Source organism: Leucobacter chromiiresistens, assembly GCF_001477055.1.
GTDB lineage: Bacteria > Actinomycetota > Actinomycetes > Actinomycetales > Microbacteriaceae > Leucobacter > Leucobacter chromiiresistens_A.
Genome location: NZ_LDRK01000048.1, coordinates 1 through 15,358, shown reverse-complemented (window position 1 = coordinate 15,358; position 15,358 = coordinate 1). Strand labels below are relative to the sequence as shown.

The 15,358-nt window shown below is 72.7% G+C and carries 11 protein-coding genes; 5 read left to right on the top strand and 6 right to left on the bottom strand.

Annotated elements, in window-relative coordinates; genetic code table 11:
- The 5 genes from NS354_RS08460 to NS354_RS08440 form a co-directional block, all read right to left on the bottom strand.
- Positions 1–1,436, bottom strand: a 1,436-nt coding sequence (locus tag NS354_RS08460) for an ATP-binding cassette domain-containing protein (protein ID WP_058594094.1), incomplete at its 3' end; no start/stop codon positions are given.
- A complete protein-coding gene (locus NS354_RS08455) occupies positions 1,433–2,230 on the bottom strand; it encodes an ABC transporter permease subunit (protein WP_082677984.1) in 798 nt (265 codons plus the stop codon). The genes NS354_RS08460 and NS354_RS08455, both read right to left, overlap by 4 nt.
- Positions 2,231–2,376: 146 nt before the next feature.
- A complete protein-coding gene (locus NS354_RS08450) occupies positions 2,377–3,423 on the bottom strand; it encodes an ABC transporter permease (protein WP_058594092.1) in 1,047 nt (348 codons plus the stop codon).
- Positions 3,423–5,057: an ABC transporter substrate-binding protein gene (locus NS354_RS08445; RefSeq protein ID WP_058594091.1), complete on the bottom strand. Its 1,635-nt coding sequence runs from the start codon at positions 5,055–5,057 to the stop codon at positions 3,423–3,425. The genes NS354_RS08450 and NS354_RS08445 overlap by 1 nt, the downstream gene beginning before the upstream one ends.
- Complete coding sequence (locus NS354_RS08440) at positions 5,054–6,727, bottom strand: amidohydrolase (protein WP_058594090.1); 1,674 nt, start codon at positions 6,725–6,727, stop codon at positions 5,054–5,056. The genes NS354_RS08445 and NS354_RS08440 overlap by 4 nt, the downstream gene beginning before the upstream one ends.
- A 196-nt stretch (positions 6,728–6,923) precedes the next feature.
- Between NS354_RS08440 and NS354_RS08435 the strand changes: the two genes are divergently transcribed.
- The gene (locus tag NS354_RS08435) at positions 6,924–7,565 is read left to right on the top strand and encodes a TetR/AcrR family transcriptional regulator (RefSeq protein WP_058594089.1); all 642 of its coding nucleotides are present in this window, start codon (positions 6,924–6,926) and stop codon (positions 7,563–7,565) included.
- Between the two features lie 105 nt (positions 7,566–7,670).
- Positions 7,671–9,155, top strand: a complete 1,485-nt coding sequence (locus NS354_RS08430; protein WP_082677983.1) for a M20/M25/M40 family metallo-hydrolase — start codon at positions 7,671–7,673, stop codon at positions 9,153–9,155.
- 57 nt (positions 9,156–9,212) lie between these two features.
- On the opposite strand, the gene NS354_RS08425 is transcribed toward NS354_RS08430, so the two are convergent.
- Positions 9,213–10,385, bottom strand: coding sequence for a helix-turn-helix domain-containing protein (locus NS354_RS08425; protein ID WP_058594088.1), 1,173 nt, complete (start codon positions 10,383–10,385; stop codon positions 9,213–9,215).
- 158 nt (positions 10,386–10,543) lie between these two features.
- Here NS354_RS08425 and NS354_RS08420 point away from each other — a divergent pair, with 158 nt between their 5' ends.
- The 3 genes from NS354_RS08420 to NS354_RS08410 all read left to right on the top strand — a co-directional run bounded on the left by NS354_RS08420 (position 10,544) and on the right by NS354_RS08410 (position 15,307).
- Positions 10,544–11,875: an MFS transporter gene (locus NS354_RS08420; protein WP_058594087.1), complete on the top strand. Its 1,332-nt coding sequence runs from the start codon at positions 10,544–10,546 to the stop codon at positions 11,873–11,875.
- An 89-nt stretch (positions 11,876–11,964) separates the two neighbouring features.
- Positions 11,965–13,647 carry a thiamine pyrophosphate-dependent enzyme gene (locus NS354_RS08415; protein ID WP_058594086.1) on the top strand — a complete coding sequence of 561 codons (1,683 nt, stop codon included), beginning with the start codon at positions 11,965–11,967 and terminating at the stop codon, positions 13,645–13,647.
- Between the two features lie 10 nt (positions 13,648–13,657).
- Positions 13,658–15,307 carry an amidohydrolase gene (locus tag NS354_RS08410; RefSeq protein ID WP_058594085.1) on the top strand — a complete coding sequence of 550 codons (1,650 nt, stop codon included), beginning with the start codon at positions 13,658–13,660 and terminating at the stop codon, positions 15,305–15,307.
- Positions 15,308–15,358: the final 51 nt, after the last annotated feature.

Below are 15,358 nucleotides of genomic sequence, written 5' to 3'. Positions count from 1 at the left end.
AGCACCTGCGCCTGCACCGAGACGTCGAGCGCGCTCGTCGCCTCGTCGAGTACGAGCAGCTTCGGCTGTGCGGCGAGCGCCTTCGCGAGCGCGACGCGCTGCCGCTGGCCGCCCGAGAGCGCCTTCGGCCGCGCCGCGAGCTGGTCGGGGCGGAGGCCGACGCGTTCGAGCAGCGACGCGGCCACCGTCTCGGCCTCGCGCCGTGCGCTGCCGCGATGCAGACGCACCACGTCGGCGACGGCGCGCCCGATCGGAATGCGCGGATCGAGCGACAGGTACGGATCCTGGAACACCATCTGCGTGGTCGACGCCAGCTCGCGGCGCTCGGCGCCCGACATGGCCCGATCGGGGCGCGCGACGCCGCCGAACGACAGCTCGCCGGCATCGGCCTGCTCGAGCCCGACGAGGATGCGGGCGAGCGTCGACTTGCCCGACCCGGATTCGCCGACGATGCCGAGCGATCCGCCGCGTGCGAGCGCGAAGCCGACACCCGAGAGCGCCGTCACGTCGTCGCGGCCCGGCACCCGGTAGCGCTTGGTGAGCCCGGACGCCGCGATGAGCGGGGCCTCGGCGGCGGACGCGTCGGCACCGCCGGCACCGGACGCGCCGACGGCGGGATCCGGATCTCCGAGAGCGCCGGCACCAGCACCCGCCTCCCGCACCTCGATGCGCGGCGTCGCGGCCAGCAGCTCCTGCGTGTACGCCTCCTGCGGGGCGCGGAACACGGCCTCGGTCGCCCCCTTCTCGACCACGCGCCCGCCCCGCAGCACGACGACGCGCTCGCACAGCGAGGCGGCCAGCCCGAGATCGTGCGTGATGAACAGCATGCCCATGCCGCGGGCCGCCTGCTGCTCGCGCAGCAGCTCGACGATGCCCGCCTGCGTGGTGACGTCGAGGGCGGTGGTCGGTTCGTCGCAGAGCAGCAGATCGGGGGAGTCGAGCAGTGCCGCGGCGATCATGACGCGCTGCAGCATGCCCCCCGAGAGCTGGTGCGGGTACTGGTCGAGGAGCGCCGCGGCGCGGGGCAGCCCGACCTGCTCGAGCTGCGCGACGGCGCGGGCGGCGGCGTCGGCGCGGCTGAGCCCGTGCCAGCGCACGAGCGTCTCGGTGAGGAAGTCGCCGAGGGTGCGCACGGGGTTGATGCCGGCTCGCGGATCCTGGAAGATCATCGACGCTCGGGTGCGGCGGATGGTGCGCAGCTGCGCCTCCGTCGCGGTGACGGTGTCGATGTCTCCGACCCGCACCGATCCGTCGAGCGAGGCGTGGTCGGGGAAGAGGCCGAGGGCGGCCCGGGTGGTGAGCGACTTGCCCGATCCGGATTCGCCGACGAGCGCCACCGATTCGCCGGCCGAGACCGACAGGGACACCCCGTTCAGCAGCGGGCCGCGGCCCGGAACCCTGAGCGAGAGGTCTGCGATGTCGAGGAGCTGGGTCATGAGAAGTTGCCTCCGATGCGGTCGGACAGTTCTTCGCCGATGATGTTGATGGCGACCACCACGAGCACGACGACGGCGGCCGGCACGAACGTGGGCAGCAGCGCCCCGCTCATGAGCGCCCCGCGGCTCTCGTTGATCATGGAGCCCCAATCGGCGGTCGGCGCCTGCACGCCCAGGCCGATGAACGACAGCGCGGCGAGGTCTGCGAGCACGTAGCCGAAGTTCAGCGTCGACTGGGCGCCGACCGTCGGCACCACGTTGGGGAGCACGCGGCGCACCGCGATCCACGATCCCCGGAAGCCGAGCACGCGGTACGCCTGCACGTAGGGCCGCGTGCGCTCGGCGACGACGAGACCGCGCGTGAGCCGCGCGACGTAGGGGATGTAGGCGATCGTCATCGCGAGCACGGGGGCGAACAGGCCCTTGCCGAAGAGCGCGACCGCGAGGATCGCGAGCAGCATCGCCGGGAACGAGAACAGGAAGTCGAAGACGCGCGACAGCACGGCGTCGATCCAGCCGCCCCGCCACGCCGCGACGAGACCGAGCAGGAGGCCCAGCACGGTCGAGCCGATGACGACGATGAGGGGGCCGATGAGCGAGGTGCGCGCCCCGTACATGAGGCGGGTGAGCAGGTCGCGGCCGAGTGCGTCGGTGCCGAGCCAGTGCGCCCAGCTCGGGCCCGAGAGCACGTTCTGCAGGTCGACGTGATCGGGGTCGTACGGGGCGATCAGCGTGGCGAGCGCGGCCGCGAGCACCACGACCGCCACGAAGACGAGCGATACCGTCGCCTGCACGGAGAAGCGCCGGCGCCGCAGCGATTTCGGCACGGCGAGGGCTCGGGTGGCGTTCGGCGGCCCGCCGGGGGCCGGCGCGGAAGCGCCTGACCCGCCGGACGCGCCGGATGCGGACGGCCGGGGCGCGGCCTGAGAGGCAGAGGTGCTCATCGGGTCTCCGATCCTGCGGCGATGCGGGGGTCGATCAGGGGCTGGATGAGATCGACGATGGTGTTGATGGTGACGAAGGCGACGACCACGACGAGCACGATCGCCTGCACCACCGGGAAGTCGAGGCGGTCGACCGACTGCACGAGCAGCGAGCCCATGCCGGCGAGGCCGAACGTCTGCTCGACGATCGCGCTCGACACGAGCAGGCCGGCGACGAGCACGCCGCTGACGAGCAGGATCGGCCCGATCGCGTTGCGCAGCACGTGCCGCAGCACCACCGACGAGCGGGTGAGCCCGCGGCTCGTCGCCACCTCGACGTGCTCGCGCACGAACTGCTCGTTCATCGACGAGCGGGTGACGCGGGCGATCAGCGCGACGAACGCGAGGCCCAGCGCGAATGCGGGGAGGATGAGGTGCACGAAGCGATCCCACCCCTCGTCGCCGCTGCCGAACGACGGGAACCACCCGAGCTGCACGGCGAATACGGCGATGAGCAGGATCGCGATGACGAAGGCCGGCACCGCCCCGAGCGCCGTCGACGTCATCAGGATCACGCGATCCGCCGCCCTGCCGCGCCGCAGGCTGGCGAAGATGCCGGCCGCGAGCCCGAGGAGCACGATGATGACGGCGGCGAGCGCCACCAGCTCGAGGGTGACCGGCAGGCGGGCGAGCAGCACGTTCGACACGTCGTCGCGGTACTGCAGCGAACGGCCGAAGTCGCCGCGCACCACGCCGCCGATCCACGAGAGGTACTGCTCGATAGGCGACTTGTCGAGGCCGTACTGCTTCGTGACCTCGGCGATCGCCTCGGGGCTCGGGCTGCGGCCGCGCAGCAGGAACCGGGCGGGGTCGCCGGGCACGACGAAGCGTGAGAAGAACACGACGAGGGAGGCGGCGAACAGGGTCGCCACGAGGCCGACCACGCGGCCGAGCACGAAACGCGCCGTCGCCCCGCCGCGGCCCCCGCGGGTGCGGCGCGCCTCCGGTCCGTCCTCGCGCAGGCGCACGGCCCGCGTCTCGTTCGCTCCTGACGGTGCGCGCATCACTCGGCCCTCCCGATCGTCGCTGCCCAGGGGTAGTACATGTAGTAGATCGACGGGTCGACGCCCGTGATCCGCTCGCCGAGCCACAACGTGGTCGGCACGTCGAACAGCGGAATCCAGGGGAGCTCCTCGCTCGTGAGCCGCTGCGCCTCGGCCGCGAGGTGCGATCGCGCGTACGGGTCGTCGGTCTGCAGCGCCTCGTTCACGATCGCGTCGAACTCCGGGTTCGACCACTGGCCGTAGTTCGAGAACTCGCCGGTGCGCAGCACCGCGTACATCTCGAGCGGGTCGGTGCTCGAGAGGTACCAGCGCGTCGTCAGCAGATCGACGCCCTCGAGCGCCGTCGGGTCGGAGAAGAGGAGCGTGTAGGCGTTCGGCGTGCGCGTGTCGATCTCGATGTCGAGCCCGATCTCGGCGCCCGCCGAGGCGACCGCCTGCGAGATCACGTCGAACGAGGCGTCGAGCGACGCGGTGGCGTACGTGATCTTCGCGCCCTCCGCGCCCGCCTCCCGCACGAGCCGCCGCGCCTCGTCGAGGTCGTAGTCGTGGTTCGGCAGATCCTCGAATGCGGCCTCGGTCGCCTCGGGGTCGCCGTTGATCCACACCGACTCGGGCGTGAGGGCGTCGGTGGGCGTCGCGTATCCCTGCACGGCCGCGCGCACGAGCGCCTCGCGGTCGAGCGCCATCGTCAGCGCCTGGCGCACGCGCACGTCGCCGAGCGGCCCGTCCATGTCTGCGACGATGAGGCTCTGCACGGTCGCGTTGAGGCCGAAGTGCACGCTGCCGGTATCGCTGGCCCGGAGCACGTCGATGGCGTTGCTCGGAATCGTCCAGGCTCCGTCGATCTCGCCGGTCTGCAGCGCGTTCACGCGCGCGTTGGCGTCGGTGAGGATCACGAAGGTCAGCTGCTCGGCCTTCGCGCGCAGCTCGGGATCCCAGTAGTCGTCGAAGCGGTTCAGGGTGATCGACTCGCCGGAGCGCCATTCGCCGAACGAGAACGGCCCGGTGCAGTTCACCCCCGTCGACTGGTTGCCGTAGTCGGCGCCCGCCGCCTCCGTGCTGGCGGCCGACTGGATCACGCCGGGGGCGGCCGACATGAGCTGGTTGAACTGCGAGTCGGGCACGACGGTGCGCACGGTGACCTCGTGCTCGCCGGTCTGCTCGATCGTGTCGACGTTCTTGAACGTGTCGTACCAGAACGAGGCCACCTCGGGGTCGAGATGCCGCTGCAGCGATACGACGACGTCGTTCGGCGTCATCTCGGTGCCGTCGTGGAAGGAGACGCCCTCGCGGATCGTGTACACCCAGGTGAGCGGGTCGGGGTGGTCGAACGCGGTCGCGAGCCCCGGCGAGACCGACAGGTCCGAGTTCCAGCGCAGCAGCGAGTCGCAGACGTTCGAGAGCACCGTGTTGTCGTTGTAGTCGAACGCGTAGGCCGGGTCGAGGGAGTAGGGCTCGGTGCCGAGCGCCCACGTGAACGAGTCGATGTCGCCCACCGGCGCCGGGGTGGTCGCCTCGAGCTCGAAGGTGCCCGCGTCCTTCCCGACGGCGCTCTGCCCGCACCCGACGAGACCCGCGGCGAGCAGGATCGCGGTGCCCGCCGTGGCGGCGCGGCGCATGCGGCGCCCGGTCACGCCGCGTCCTCCGCCCGCGCGTAGACGCGCTCGCCGCCGATCCACGTCTCGTCGACGCGGGCGGTGTGCAGATCCTCGGGAGCGAGCTCGAAGAGGTTGCGGTCGAGGATGGCGAGGTCGGCGTAGTACCCCGGCTCGATGCGGCCGGTCGCGTGGTCGAGGTGGTTCACCCGGGCCGTGCCCTGGGTGTACGCGTCGAGCGCCTGCGCCAGGGTGAGCCTCTGCGACTCGGGGCCGAGGGGCGGCAGGTCGCTGTGCGGGGAGCGGCGGTTCACGGCGATGTGGATCGCCTGCACCGGATCGGGGCTCGACACCGACCAGTCGCTGCCGGCGGCGAGCCGGGCGCCCGACGCGACGAGCTCGCCGAAGGGGTAGTGGTGGTCCTCGGCGTCGTCGGCGAGGAAGGGGAGGGTGAGGGTGTCGAGCTGATCCTCGTGGCAGGCCCACAGCGCCTGGATGTTCGCGGTCGCCTCGAGCGGCGCGAACCGCGCCACGTCCTCCGAGCGCACCACCTGCAGATGCGCGAGGTGGTGGCGGTTGCCGCTCGCGCCGTTCCGCTCCCGCGCGTACTCGACGGCGTCGAGGGCATCGGTCACCGCGCGGTCGCCGAGCGCGTGGAAGTGCACCTGCATGCCCGCGGCGTCGAGCGCGGCGACGAAGCGCGCCATGTCTCGCGGATCGAAGAACGAGATGCCGCGGTTGTCGGTCGCGTCGCCGTGGTGGTCGCGGTAGCACTCGTGCATGGCCGCCGTGAAGTTCTCGGCGACCCCGTCGACCATCACCTTCACCGACGCCAGCGAGAGCCGGTCGGGGTCGCACTGGCGCGCCACCTCGTCGCGGCGGGCGAGGATCGGGCCGAGCTGCGCATCGCCGTCCTCGCGGTTCCACCACTGCGCCCCCCGCACCCGCACCTTGAGGGCGCCGTCGCGAGCGGCGCGTAGGTACACGGGCACCGTGTCGGGGCTTCCCATGAACTCGCCGACGGCCGCATCCTGCCAGGCCGTGATGCCGTAGGAGATGAGGTGCTGCTGGGCGGCGAGCAGGCCGGCGTACGCCTGGTCGAGCGTGGGGCGCGGCCGCACGTCGCCGAAGAGGCTCATGGCGCCCTCGTGCGCCGTGCCGGCCGGGGTGCCGTCGGCCTCGCGCTCGAAGCGGCCGTCGGCCGGGTCGGGCGTGTCCGCGGTGATGCCGGCCAGCGCGAACGCGCGGGTGTTGGCCCACGCTCCGTGGTGGTCGCGGTTCTCGAGCAGCACCGGCCGGTCGGGCACGATCTCGTCGAGCATCTGCCGCGTGGGCGTGCCGCCGGGGAATGCGTCCATCGACCAGCCGGCGCCCTGGATCCAGGCGAGGTCGGGGTGCGCCGAGGCGTAGGCCGCGACCGCTGCGAGCGTCTCCTCGGCGGTGTCGCAGCCCGACAGGTCGCAGCTCAGCAGTTCGATGCCGGCCATCACCGGGTGCGCGTGCGCGTCTTGGAAGCCGGCGACCAGCAGCCGGCCCGCGAGATCGACGCGCGTGGTCGCCGTCTGGGCGAGGCGGGCGACCTCCTCGGCGTCGGTGGAGAGGATGCGCCCGTCTGCGACGGCGATGCCGCCGAAGACGGGCGAGCTCTCGGCTCCGGTGTAGATCCAGCCGTGCTCGAACACGGTGTCAGCGGTCGGGGTGTGCGTCACCGCAGCCTCCTTCGGCGTATCTTCTTCGATGCGTAGGAGTTCACGGTAGGCGAGATCCGCCGCCGAGTCAACGTCGATGACATGGACGTTGACTATTCGTGATCCGCGCTGGCTACACTGAGACCACCGCGAAACGCGGGAGAAACGCAGCTGACGACGGAGGCCGAGGGTGGCGAGTGGTGCCGGGGTGAGACGCGTGCGACTGGATCAGCGCACGATCATCGACGGGGTGCTCGAGCTCGCGCGCACCGAACCCACCTCCCGCGTCACCTTCAAGCGCCTCGGCGAGCACCTCGGCGTCGACGCGTCGGCGATGTACCGGCACTTCCGCAACAAGGACGAGCTGGTGCGCGCCTCCCTCGACCGCCTCAGTGGCTGGGCGGCCGACGCCGGTCGCGCGGCGAGCGGCACGTGGCGCGAGCGGGTCGAGGCCGTCGTGACGCGCACCGCCGAGCTCAGCCTCGAGTACCCCGCGATCGGCAAGGAGGGAGCCGTCACCGACCCGGCGGGCCCCGGCGACGCGTCCGCCGTCGAGTTCCTCCTCGAGATGCTCGTCGAGGCGGGGCTCTCCGGCGACGACCTCATCCGCTTCTACGCGGCGATCTCGGGCTTCATGCTCGCCCACTCCTCGGCGATGGCGAACGAGACGTTCCAGCGCGGGCCCCTCGCCCGAGACGGCTCGATCCCCTGGATCAGCACGTTCGGGCCCATCGCCCTCTCGGACTACCCCCTCGTCGACGCGCACCGCGACGCACTGCTCGCCGTCGACGGCATGACGGTGTTCCGGGCAGGGGTCTCGGCGATCCTCGACTCCGTCGAGCGCGCCGTGTCGGCCTGAGCGGCGCCGGCGCACCGCCCGTCTCGCCGCGCCACGCCCGCCGGTGCACCCGAGTAGGCTGGACGGGTGACGCGGGCGCGGCCCGAGAAGAGGAGGTGGCAGCCGGTGTCTGAATGCGGCGAGGAATCGACGGCTCCGACCCCGGCTGCTCGACCGGCGGCTGCGACCCCGGGAGCAGACACCCCGGTGGCGGCCCCGACGGCGACCCCGACCGCACCGCTGCCGCGCACCCAGGCGCCGGCGACCGGATCGGCCGCAGACACGATCGCGCTGCTGCGCGCGCTGATCCGCGAGGCGTGCGTCAACGACGGCAGCGTGGGGTCGGGGCAGGAGATCCGCAGCGTGCGTGTGCTGCAGCGCTTCCTCGCCGACGCCGTGGCCACCGGCCGCGTGGAGACGCACGTGCTCGAATCCGCTCCCGGCCGCGCGTCGCTCGTCGCGCGCCTCCGTGGCACCGGCACCGGCACCGGCACCGGCACCGACCCCGACGCCCCGTCGCTCGGGCTGCTCGGCCACCTCGACGTCGTTCCGGTGGACCCCGACGGCTGGACCCGCAACCCCTTCGGCGGCGACCTCATCGACGGCGAGATCTGGGGGCGCGGCGCCGTCGACATGCTGTACCTCACCGCCGCGTTCGCCTGCGTGCTGCGCGACGCCGCGCTCGCGCCCGAGCCGCCCCGCGGCGACCTCGTACTGATCGCGGTCGCCGACGAGGAGGGCGGCGGCGAGTACGGCATCCACTGGCTGGTGCGCCAGCACCCCGAGGTCGTGCGGGTGACCGAGGCGCTCTCGGAGTCGGGCGGCATGCGCATGGGCCGCCACGTGGCCATCGAGGTGGCCGAGAAGGGATCCGCCGGGCGCCGCCTCGTGATCCACGGCAAGCCCGGCCACGCGTCGATCCCGTACGGGGCGAAGAGCGCGTCGTACCGCGTGGGCGAGGTGCTGCAGCGCCTCGGCGAGGTGATGCCCGCCGCCCAGCTGGGGCCGCTCTGGAACGCGTTCGTCAGCGCGCGCATTCAGGATCCGGCGCTCGCCGAGCGGCTGCGCGACCCGGTGCGACTCGACGCCGCGCTGCCGCACCTCGGCGGCATCGCCGGGTACGCGCATGCGGTGTCGCGCATCACGATGTCGCCGACGGTGCTGCGCGCCGGCATGACGCACAACGTGATCCCCGCGATGGGCACGATCGACCTGGATATCCGCACCCTCCCCGGCACCACGGACGCGGAGGTCGACCACCTGCTGCGCGTCGTGCTGGGGCCGCTCGCCGATGACATCGAGATCGAGCACCTGCGGGGCTGGGCGGCCACGACCTCGCCCTCCGACACCCCGCTCTTCGCGGCGATCGAGCGCGCGGTCGCCGCGGTCGCCGACGCCCCGGTCGTGCCGATCATGGCGGCCGGCGGATCGGATGCGCGCGTGCTGCGCGAGCTCGGCATCCCGGCGTACGGCTTCGGGCTGCTCGGCCCGGACTGGAGCTACGAGCGGTATCGCGAGGGCGTGCACGGCAACGACGAGCGCATCGACGTGGAATCGGTGACGCTCTCGCTCGCGGCGCTGCAGCGCATCGTCGCGGATCGCCTCGCCTGATCCGGCGTCTCCCGACGCCGGTCACCACAGCCCGACACCCGGTGCCGGTCCGTCCGGTCAGGCCCAGCCGACGACGAGCCGGGCCGCGTCCGCGGGCACGAGCGGGTCGACGCCCGTGAGGTCGGCGAAGCGGCGCAGCCGGTTCGCGAGGGTGTTGCGGTGGCAGTAGAGCGCCTCGGCGGCGGCGCCGATGCTGCCGGTGTCGAGGTAGCGGCGCACCGCCTCCTCGAGCCGCACGCGCTCGGCGGGGGTGCAGCGCGCGAGCGCGTCGTGCACGTCGGCGAGGATCGGGTTGCCGGCGTCGAGCAGGCTGCGGGCCGCGAGTCGCGCCCAGCCGCGGCTCCACGTCATCGCGCCGGTCTCGTCGGCGGTGAACGCCAGCGCCAGCGCCCGCGCGGTGGCGGCGGCCTGGCGCAGGTCGGCGACTCCGGCGAGCGCGCGCGCCACGCCGACGCGCAGGTCGAGCGCGCGCGCCGCGACCTCCGCGAGCCGCGTTCCGGGGAGCGGCGTCTGCCGCATGAAGGCGATGAGGGTCTCGCCGAGGTGGTGGGTGTAGACGCGCCCGCCCGTGCGCTCCAGTTCGGAGATGTGCACGCGCAGCGCCGCGATGTCGTCGCCCACGGCGGCGACGACGTGCAGCGGGGCGGTCTCGGCGAGCCCGAGGTCTGCGGCGATCGTCTGGAGGCGCTCGGGGCCGGGCTGCGCGTCTTGGAAGAGGGCCGCGATGAGCCCCTGCCGCACCGACGCCTGCTCCTCGTTCATGCGCTGCAGCTCGTCGAGGTAGGCGGCCTCCGTCTGGTGCACGTAGTCGTCGACGGTGCGCAGCACGATGTTCGTGTGCCGCACGATGAGTTCGGCGTCGGCGGCCGACGCCGCCCGGGTGAGCGCCTCCCACAGCACGGTGAAGTCGTGGCGGATGGCGGTCATGAGCGAGGTGAGCGGGATTCCGGCGCGCGCCCGCGAGACGCCGACGTCGGTGGCGACGGGCACGGGGGCGGCGAATCCGCCCGCCCGCAGCCCCTCGATCAGGGAGATGAACGAGAGCGTTCCCGTGCGGCGCAGCTCGGAGACGGGGATCGGAGCCGGGTCGTAGCCGGGCACCGCGCCGACCTGGGAGAGGAAGCGGTCGGTGAGCGCCTCGGGGTCGAGCTGTGCGAGCAGCTCCAGCCACCGGCCGCGGTCATCGGGGGTGGGGGTGTCGCTGAGCGCGGCGGCGGAGCGGGCGTCCATGCCCCCAGTGTATGTGCACATGCACTGAAATCTCCGCGCGTTCGGGGGCGATATGGCACTCCCGATGTGCGGATTCCCTGCAAAAATCGACTACCGACGCTCGTGCAATCGTGCGCGAGCCGCACGCCCGGATCCCGCATCCTCGACGGAGAGAACGCATGAGCGAGACAACCCACACGGCATCGATCGAATACGGTGCCACGCAAGAACTGAGCGTCAAGGACGCGAACAAGGTCGCGATCGGCGCCCTCATCGGCACCGCTCTCGAGTGGTACGACTTCTTCCTGTTCAGCGCTGCCGCGGCTCTGGTCTTCAACGTCCAGTACTTCACGAGCGAGAACGCGACGGCGGCGGCGCTCGCCTCGTTCGCCACCTTCGGCGTCGGCCTCGCGGCGCGCCCGATCGGCGGCATCATCTTCGGCCGCATGGGCGACAGCATCGGGCGCCGCAAGGTGCTGATGATCACGATCGTCGGCATCGGCGTCGTGACCGGCCTCATCGGTCTGCTCCCCACGTACGCGGCCATCGGCATCGCCGCGCCGGTGCTGCTCGTGCTGCTGCGCGTGCTCCAGGGCCTCTTCGTGGGCGGCGAGTGGTCGGGCGCGATGACCATCGTGGTCGAGAACGCCCCGCTGCACCTCCGCGCCCGGTACGCGGCGATTCCGCAGATCGGCTCGCCCATCGGCACCATCTTCTCCTCCGGCGGATTCTTCGTGATGACGCTCATCCTGTCGCAGCAGAGCTTCGACTCGTGGGGCTGGCGCATCCCGTTCCTCATCGCGTTCCCGCTGCTGCTCGTGGCCGTGTACATCCGCTCGAAGCTCGAGGAGTCGCCGGTCTTCCGTCAGCTGGAGGAGTCGGGCGAGGTCGACAAGACCCCCGTCGCCAGCACCTTCAAGCACAGCTGGAAGCAGATCATCGTGGGCATGGCGGCGGCCCTGCTCGGCGTCGGCGGCTTCTACCTCGTGACCGCGTTCTGCGTGTACTACGGCGTGAACGTGCTCGGCTACGAGTCGTCGCTGATGCTGCTCGGCAGCATGGTGGCTGCGTTCGTCGAGATCTTCGTGCTGCTGTGGGGCGGCGTGCTCGGATCGAAGTACGGCGCGAGCCGGGTGATCCTGTGGGGCGGCGTGGCCTCGGCGGTCGTGACGATCCCCGCGTTCCTCATGCTCTCGTCGGGCAACCCGGTGCTCGTGGTGCTCGCGATGACGCTCGCCGTCGCCGCGCTCTCCCTGCCCTACGCCGCATCCGGCACGGTGCTCACCGGGCTCTTCCCCGCGAAGACGCGCTACACCGGCGTGGGGCTGGCGCAGAACACCGCCGGCATGCTCTCGGGCTTCATCCCGCTGCTCGCGACCGGCTTCGTCGCCGCCGCGGCCGATCACTGGTGGCCCGCCGCCGCGATGCTCATCTTCCTGAGCCTCTTCTCGGCATTCGCGGGCGCCGTGGCGCCGCGACTCAGCGTGAAGCTGCCCGGCTTCAAGCACTGATCGACGGGGCCGGTGCGGACCCTCGTGTCGAGGGCCCGCACCGGCCTCTCTCGTTCCCGCCCCCTCGTTCTCCGGAAGGATCGCACCACATGTCACAGTCGGCCGGCCACCTCATCGTCCGCACCCTCGAGGCGCACGGCGTGCCGCGCGTCTACGCCGTTCCCGGCGAGAGCTACCTCGACGTGCTCGACGGGCTGCACGATTCGACGATCGACACGATCGTCTGCCGTCAGGAGGGCGGGGCGGGGTTCATGGCGCTCGCCGAGGGCCGGCTCACGGGGCTGCCGGGCGTCGCGATGGTGACGCGCGGGCCGGGCGCCGCGAACGCGATGATCGCGATCCACACGGCGTGGCAGGATGCGACGCCGCTGGTGCTCTTCGTCGGCCTGATCCCGGTCGCCGATCGGGAGCGCGACTCCTTCCAGGAGTTCAGCCTGACCGGCTGGTTCGGCTCGACCGCGAAGCGGGTCGTGACGATCGACGACGCCGACCGGGCGGGCGAACTCGTGGCGGAGGCGATGCGCGTCGCCGCCGCCGGCCGCCCCGGCCCGGTGGTCGTCGGGCTTCCCGAGGATGTGCTGGTGGAGCTCACCGACTCGACTCCGAGCGCCCCGATCCCGGTGCCGGACCCGCAGCCCTCGGCGGGGGAGATCGCCGCGATCGCGGATCGCCTCGCCCGTGCCGAGCGCCCCGCGATCATCGCGGGCGGCGACGGGTGGCACGCGGGAGCGGGCCGGGCGCTGCTCGACTTCGCGGCCGACGCCGGCGTCCCGGTGTTCGCCGATTGGCGCGCCTACGACGCGGTTCCCCACGAGGGCCCGGCGTGGGCGGGCTGGCTCGGGTACGGCCGCGCCGATGCGGTCACCGAGGGGTACGCCGCGGCAGACCTCCTCGTGTTCGTCGGGTGCGGCCGATCCGACGTGATGAGCGACGGCTACCGTCTCGGCTTCGCAGCGGAGACCGTGCTCGTGTCGATGGACCCGGAGGCCGCGATGCACGCGGGGCGCATCGACCAGCAGGTGCTCGCGACTCCGTCGGCGTTCGTCGAGGCGCTCGGCGCCGTCGATCGCGCGGCGGCGCGCGGCGGGCGGGGCGACGAGTGGATGGACGCCCGCGCGGCGGCGCAGCAGCGGTTCGCGGCCCACCGCCCCGACGCCTCCGTACCCGGCGTCGCGGGCGTCTCGGGCATTCCCGCGGGCGTCGAGCAGCCGGGCGTCGACCTCGGCGTCGCGTTCGGCGAGCTCGACGACCGCCTGGGCGGCCGAGGGGTGCTGACGTTCGGGGCGGGCAACGCGACCATCTGGGCGCACCGCTTCGTGCAGCACCGGACGCCCGCGAGCCTCGTCGGAGCCCGCAACGGCGCCATGGGCCTCGCGGTGCCCGCCGCCGTGGCCGCCTCCCTCGCCTTCCCGGAGCGCCCCGTCGTCGCGGTGTGCGGCGACGGCGACTTCATGATGAACGGGCAGGAGCTCGCCACGGCCTTCGCCCACGGGGCGGCACCGCTCGTGATCGTGGTCGACAACGGCATCTACGGCACCATCGTGCAGCACCAGGAGCGGCACTACCCCGGCCGCCCATCGGGCACGCGGATGGCGAACCCCGACTTCGCCGCCTGGATGCGCTCGTTCGGCGGCCACGGCGAGCGGGTGGAGCGCACCGAGGAGTTCGCCGCGGCTCTCGACCGCGCGCTCGCCGCCGAGGGCCCCGCACTCATCCACCTGCTCATCGACGAGAGCGTCATGCCGCCCGCCGCGGGCGAGATCGCAGCCTGAGGAGACACCCATGCAACTCGACCTGATCCTCACCGCTCGTGAGATCCTCACCATGCACCCCGAGCGCCCCACGGCGACGTCGGTCGGCGTCATCAACGGCCGCATCGTCGGCTTCGACGAGGAGATCGCGGGCCTCGCCGCCGCCGAGACGCACGACTTCGGCGACGCCTGCATCACGCCCGGCCTGATCGACGCGCACTGCCACACCGCCTGGTGGGGGCTCGGGCTCACCTCGATCGACCTCAGCGCGACGCGCGGCCTCGACGCGCTCTACGCGCAGATCGCCGCCGAGGTGGAGCGCCTCGACGCGCTCGGCGATCCCGAGGCGTGGGTGCACGGCACGGGGTTCAACCAGGCGCATCACGGCGGCGCCTTCCCCGACATCGCCCGTCTCGACGAGATCACCGGGGAGCGTCCGCTCTACCTGCGCCACACCTCGGGCCACGCCTCCATCACGAACACCGCCACCCTGCGGCTCGTCGGGGCGCTCGACGCGGAGTTCGAGAACCCGACCGGGGGCGTGGTGGTGCGCGACGCGCAGGGCGCGCCGACCGGCCTGCTCGAGGAGGCGGCGCAGGGGCTCGTGCAGGCGCTGCTGCTGCCGTACGCGACCGAGCGCCTCGTCGAGGCCCTGGAGGCGGCGACGAGCCGGTACGCCGAGCAGGGCATCACGAGCTTCACAGAGGCGGGCGTCGGCGGCGGATGGATCGGCCACAGCCCGATCGAGGTCGCGGCGTACCAGGCGGCGGCCGAGCGCGGCCGCCTGCACGCCCGCGCGCAGCTGATGCCGGCGATCGACGCGCTCAGGCCCCTCACCGGGCACGCCGCCGACTTCTGCCGCGAGGGCGAGGGCGCCGGGCTCGACCTCGGCATCCGCGCCGGGTTCGGCGACGACGCGGTGCGCTTCGGGCACGTCAAGGTCTTCCTCGACGGGTCGCTGCTCGGCGCCACCGCCGCGGTCACCGAGGACTACTGCGGGCACGACCACAACACCGGCTACCTGCTCGACGAGCCCGAGGTGTACCGCGAGCGGGCGCTCGGCGCGTACCGCGCGGGGTGGCCGCTCGCCCTGCACGCGATCGGCGACGCCGCCATCGATCTGGCGCTCGACCTCATCGAGGAGGCGCAGGATCGCTACGGACGCCGCGACGTTCCGTGTCGCATCGAGCACTTCGGCATCGCGCGGCCCGATCAGGTGGAGCGCGCGGGGCGCCTGCGCGTCGCCGTCACCCCGCAGGCCGGATTCATCAGCGCCTTCGGCGACCAGATGGCGGATCGGGTGGGCCGAGACCGCGAGAGCTGGCTGTACCGGGGGCGGTCGGTGATCGACGCCGGGATCGTGCTCGCCGGGTCCTCGGACCTGCCGGTCGCCGACAACAACCTGCGGCGCGGCATGCAGGCCGCCATCGACCGGCGCACCGAGAACGACACCGTGCTCGGAGAGGCGGAGGCGATCACCCCCGAGGAGGCGCTGCGCACGCACACCGAGTGGGCGGCGCGGGCGACCGGGCAGATCGCCGACAAGGGCACGCTCGAGCGCGGCAAGCTGGCCGACTTCACGGTGTTCTCGGCTTCGCCGCTCACGGCGCCGCGCGTCGCCGACCTCGACATCGTCGCCACGGTGCTCGGCGGTGCGCTGAGCTACGACTCGCGATCCTGAGCCGTGCGGGATCGGCACGCGCCGCAGCGCCCCGATCCCGCACGGCTCAGG

What these genes read in the sequence shown, in the direction of transcription:
- NS354_RS08410 (WP_058594085.1), top strand. Translation starts at nt 13,658, where the DNA reads ATGCAACTCGACCTGATCCTCACCGCTCGTGAGATCCTCACCATGCAC.
- NS354_RS08415 (WP_058594086.1), top strand. Translation starts at nt 11,965, where the DNA reads ATGTCACAGTCGGCCGGCCACCTCATCGTCCGCACCCTCGAGGCGCAC.
- NS354_RS08420 (WP_058594087.1), top strand. Translation starts at nt 10,544, where the DNA reads ATGAGCGAGACAACCCACACGGCATCGATCGAATACGGTGCCACGCAA.
- NS354_RS08450 (WP_058594092.1), bottom strand. Translation starts at nt 3,423, where the DNA reads ATGCGCGCACCGTCAGGAGCGAACGAGACGCGGGCCGTGCGCCTGCGC.
- NS354_RS08425 (WP_058594088.1), bottom strand. Translation starts at nt 10,385, where the DNA reads ATGGACGCCCGCTCCGCCGCCGCGCTCAGCGACACCCCCACCCCCGAT.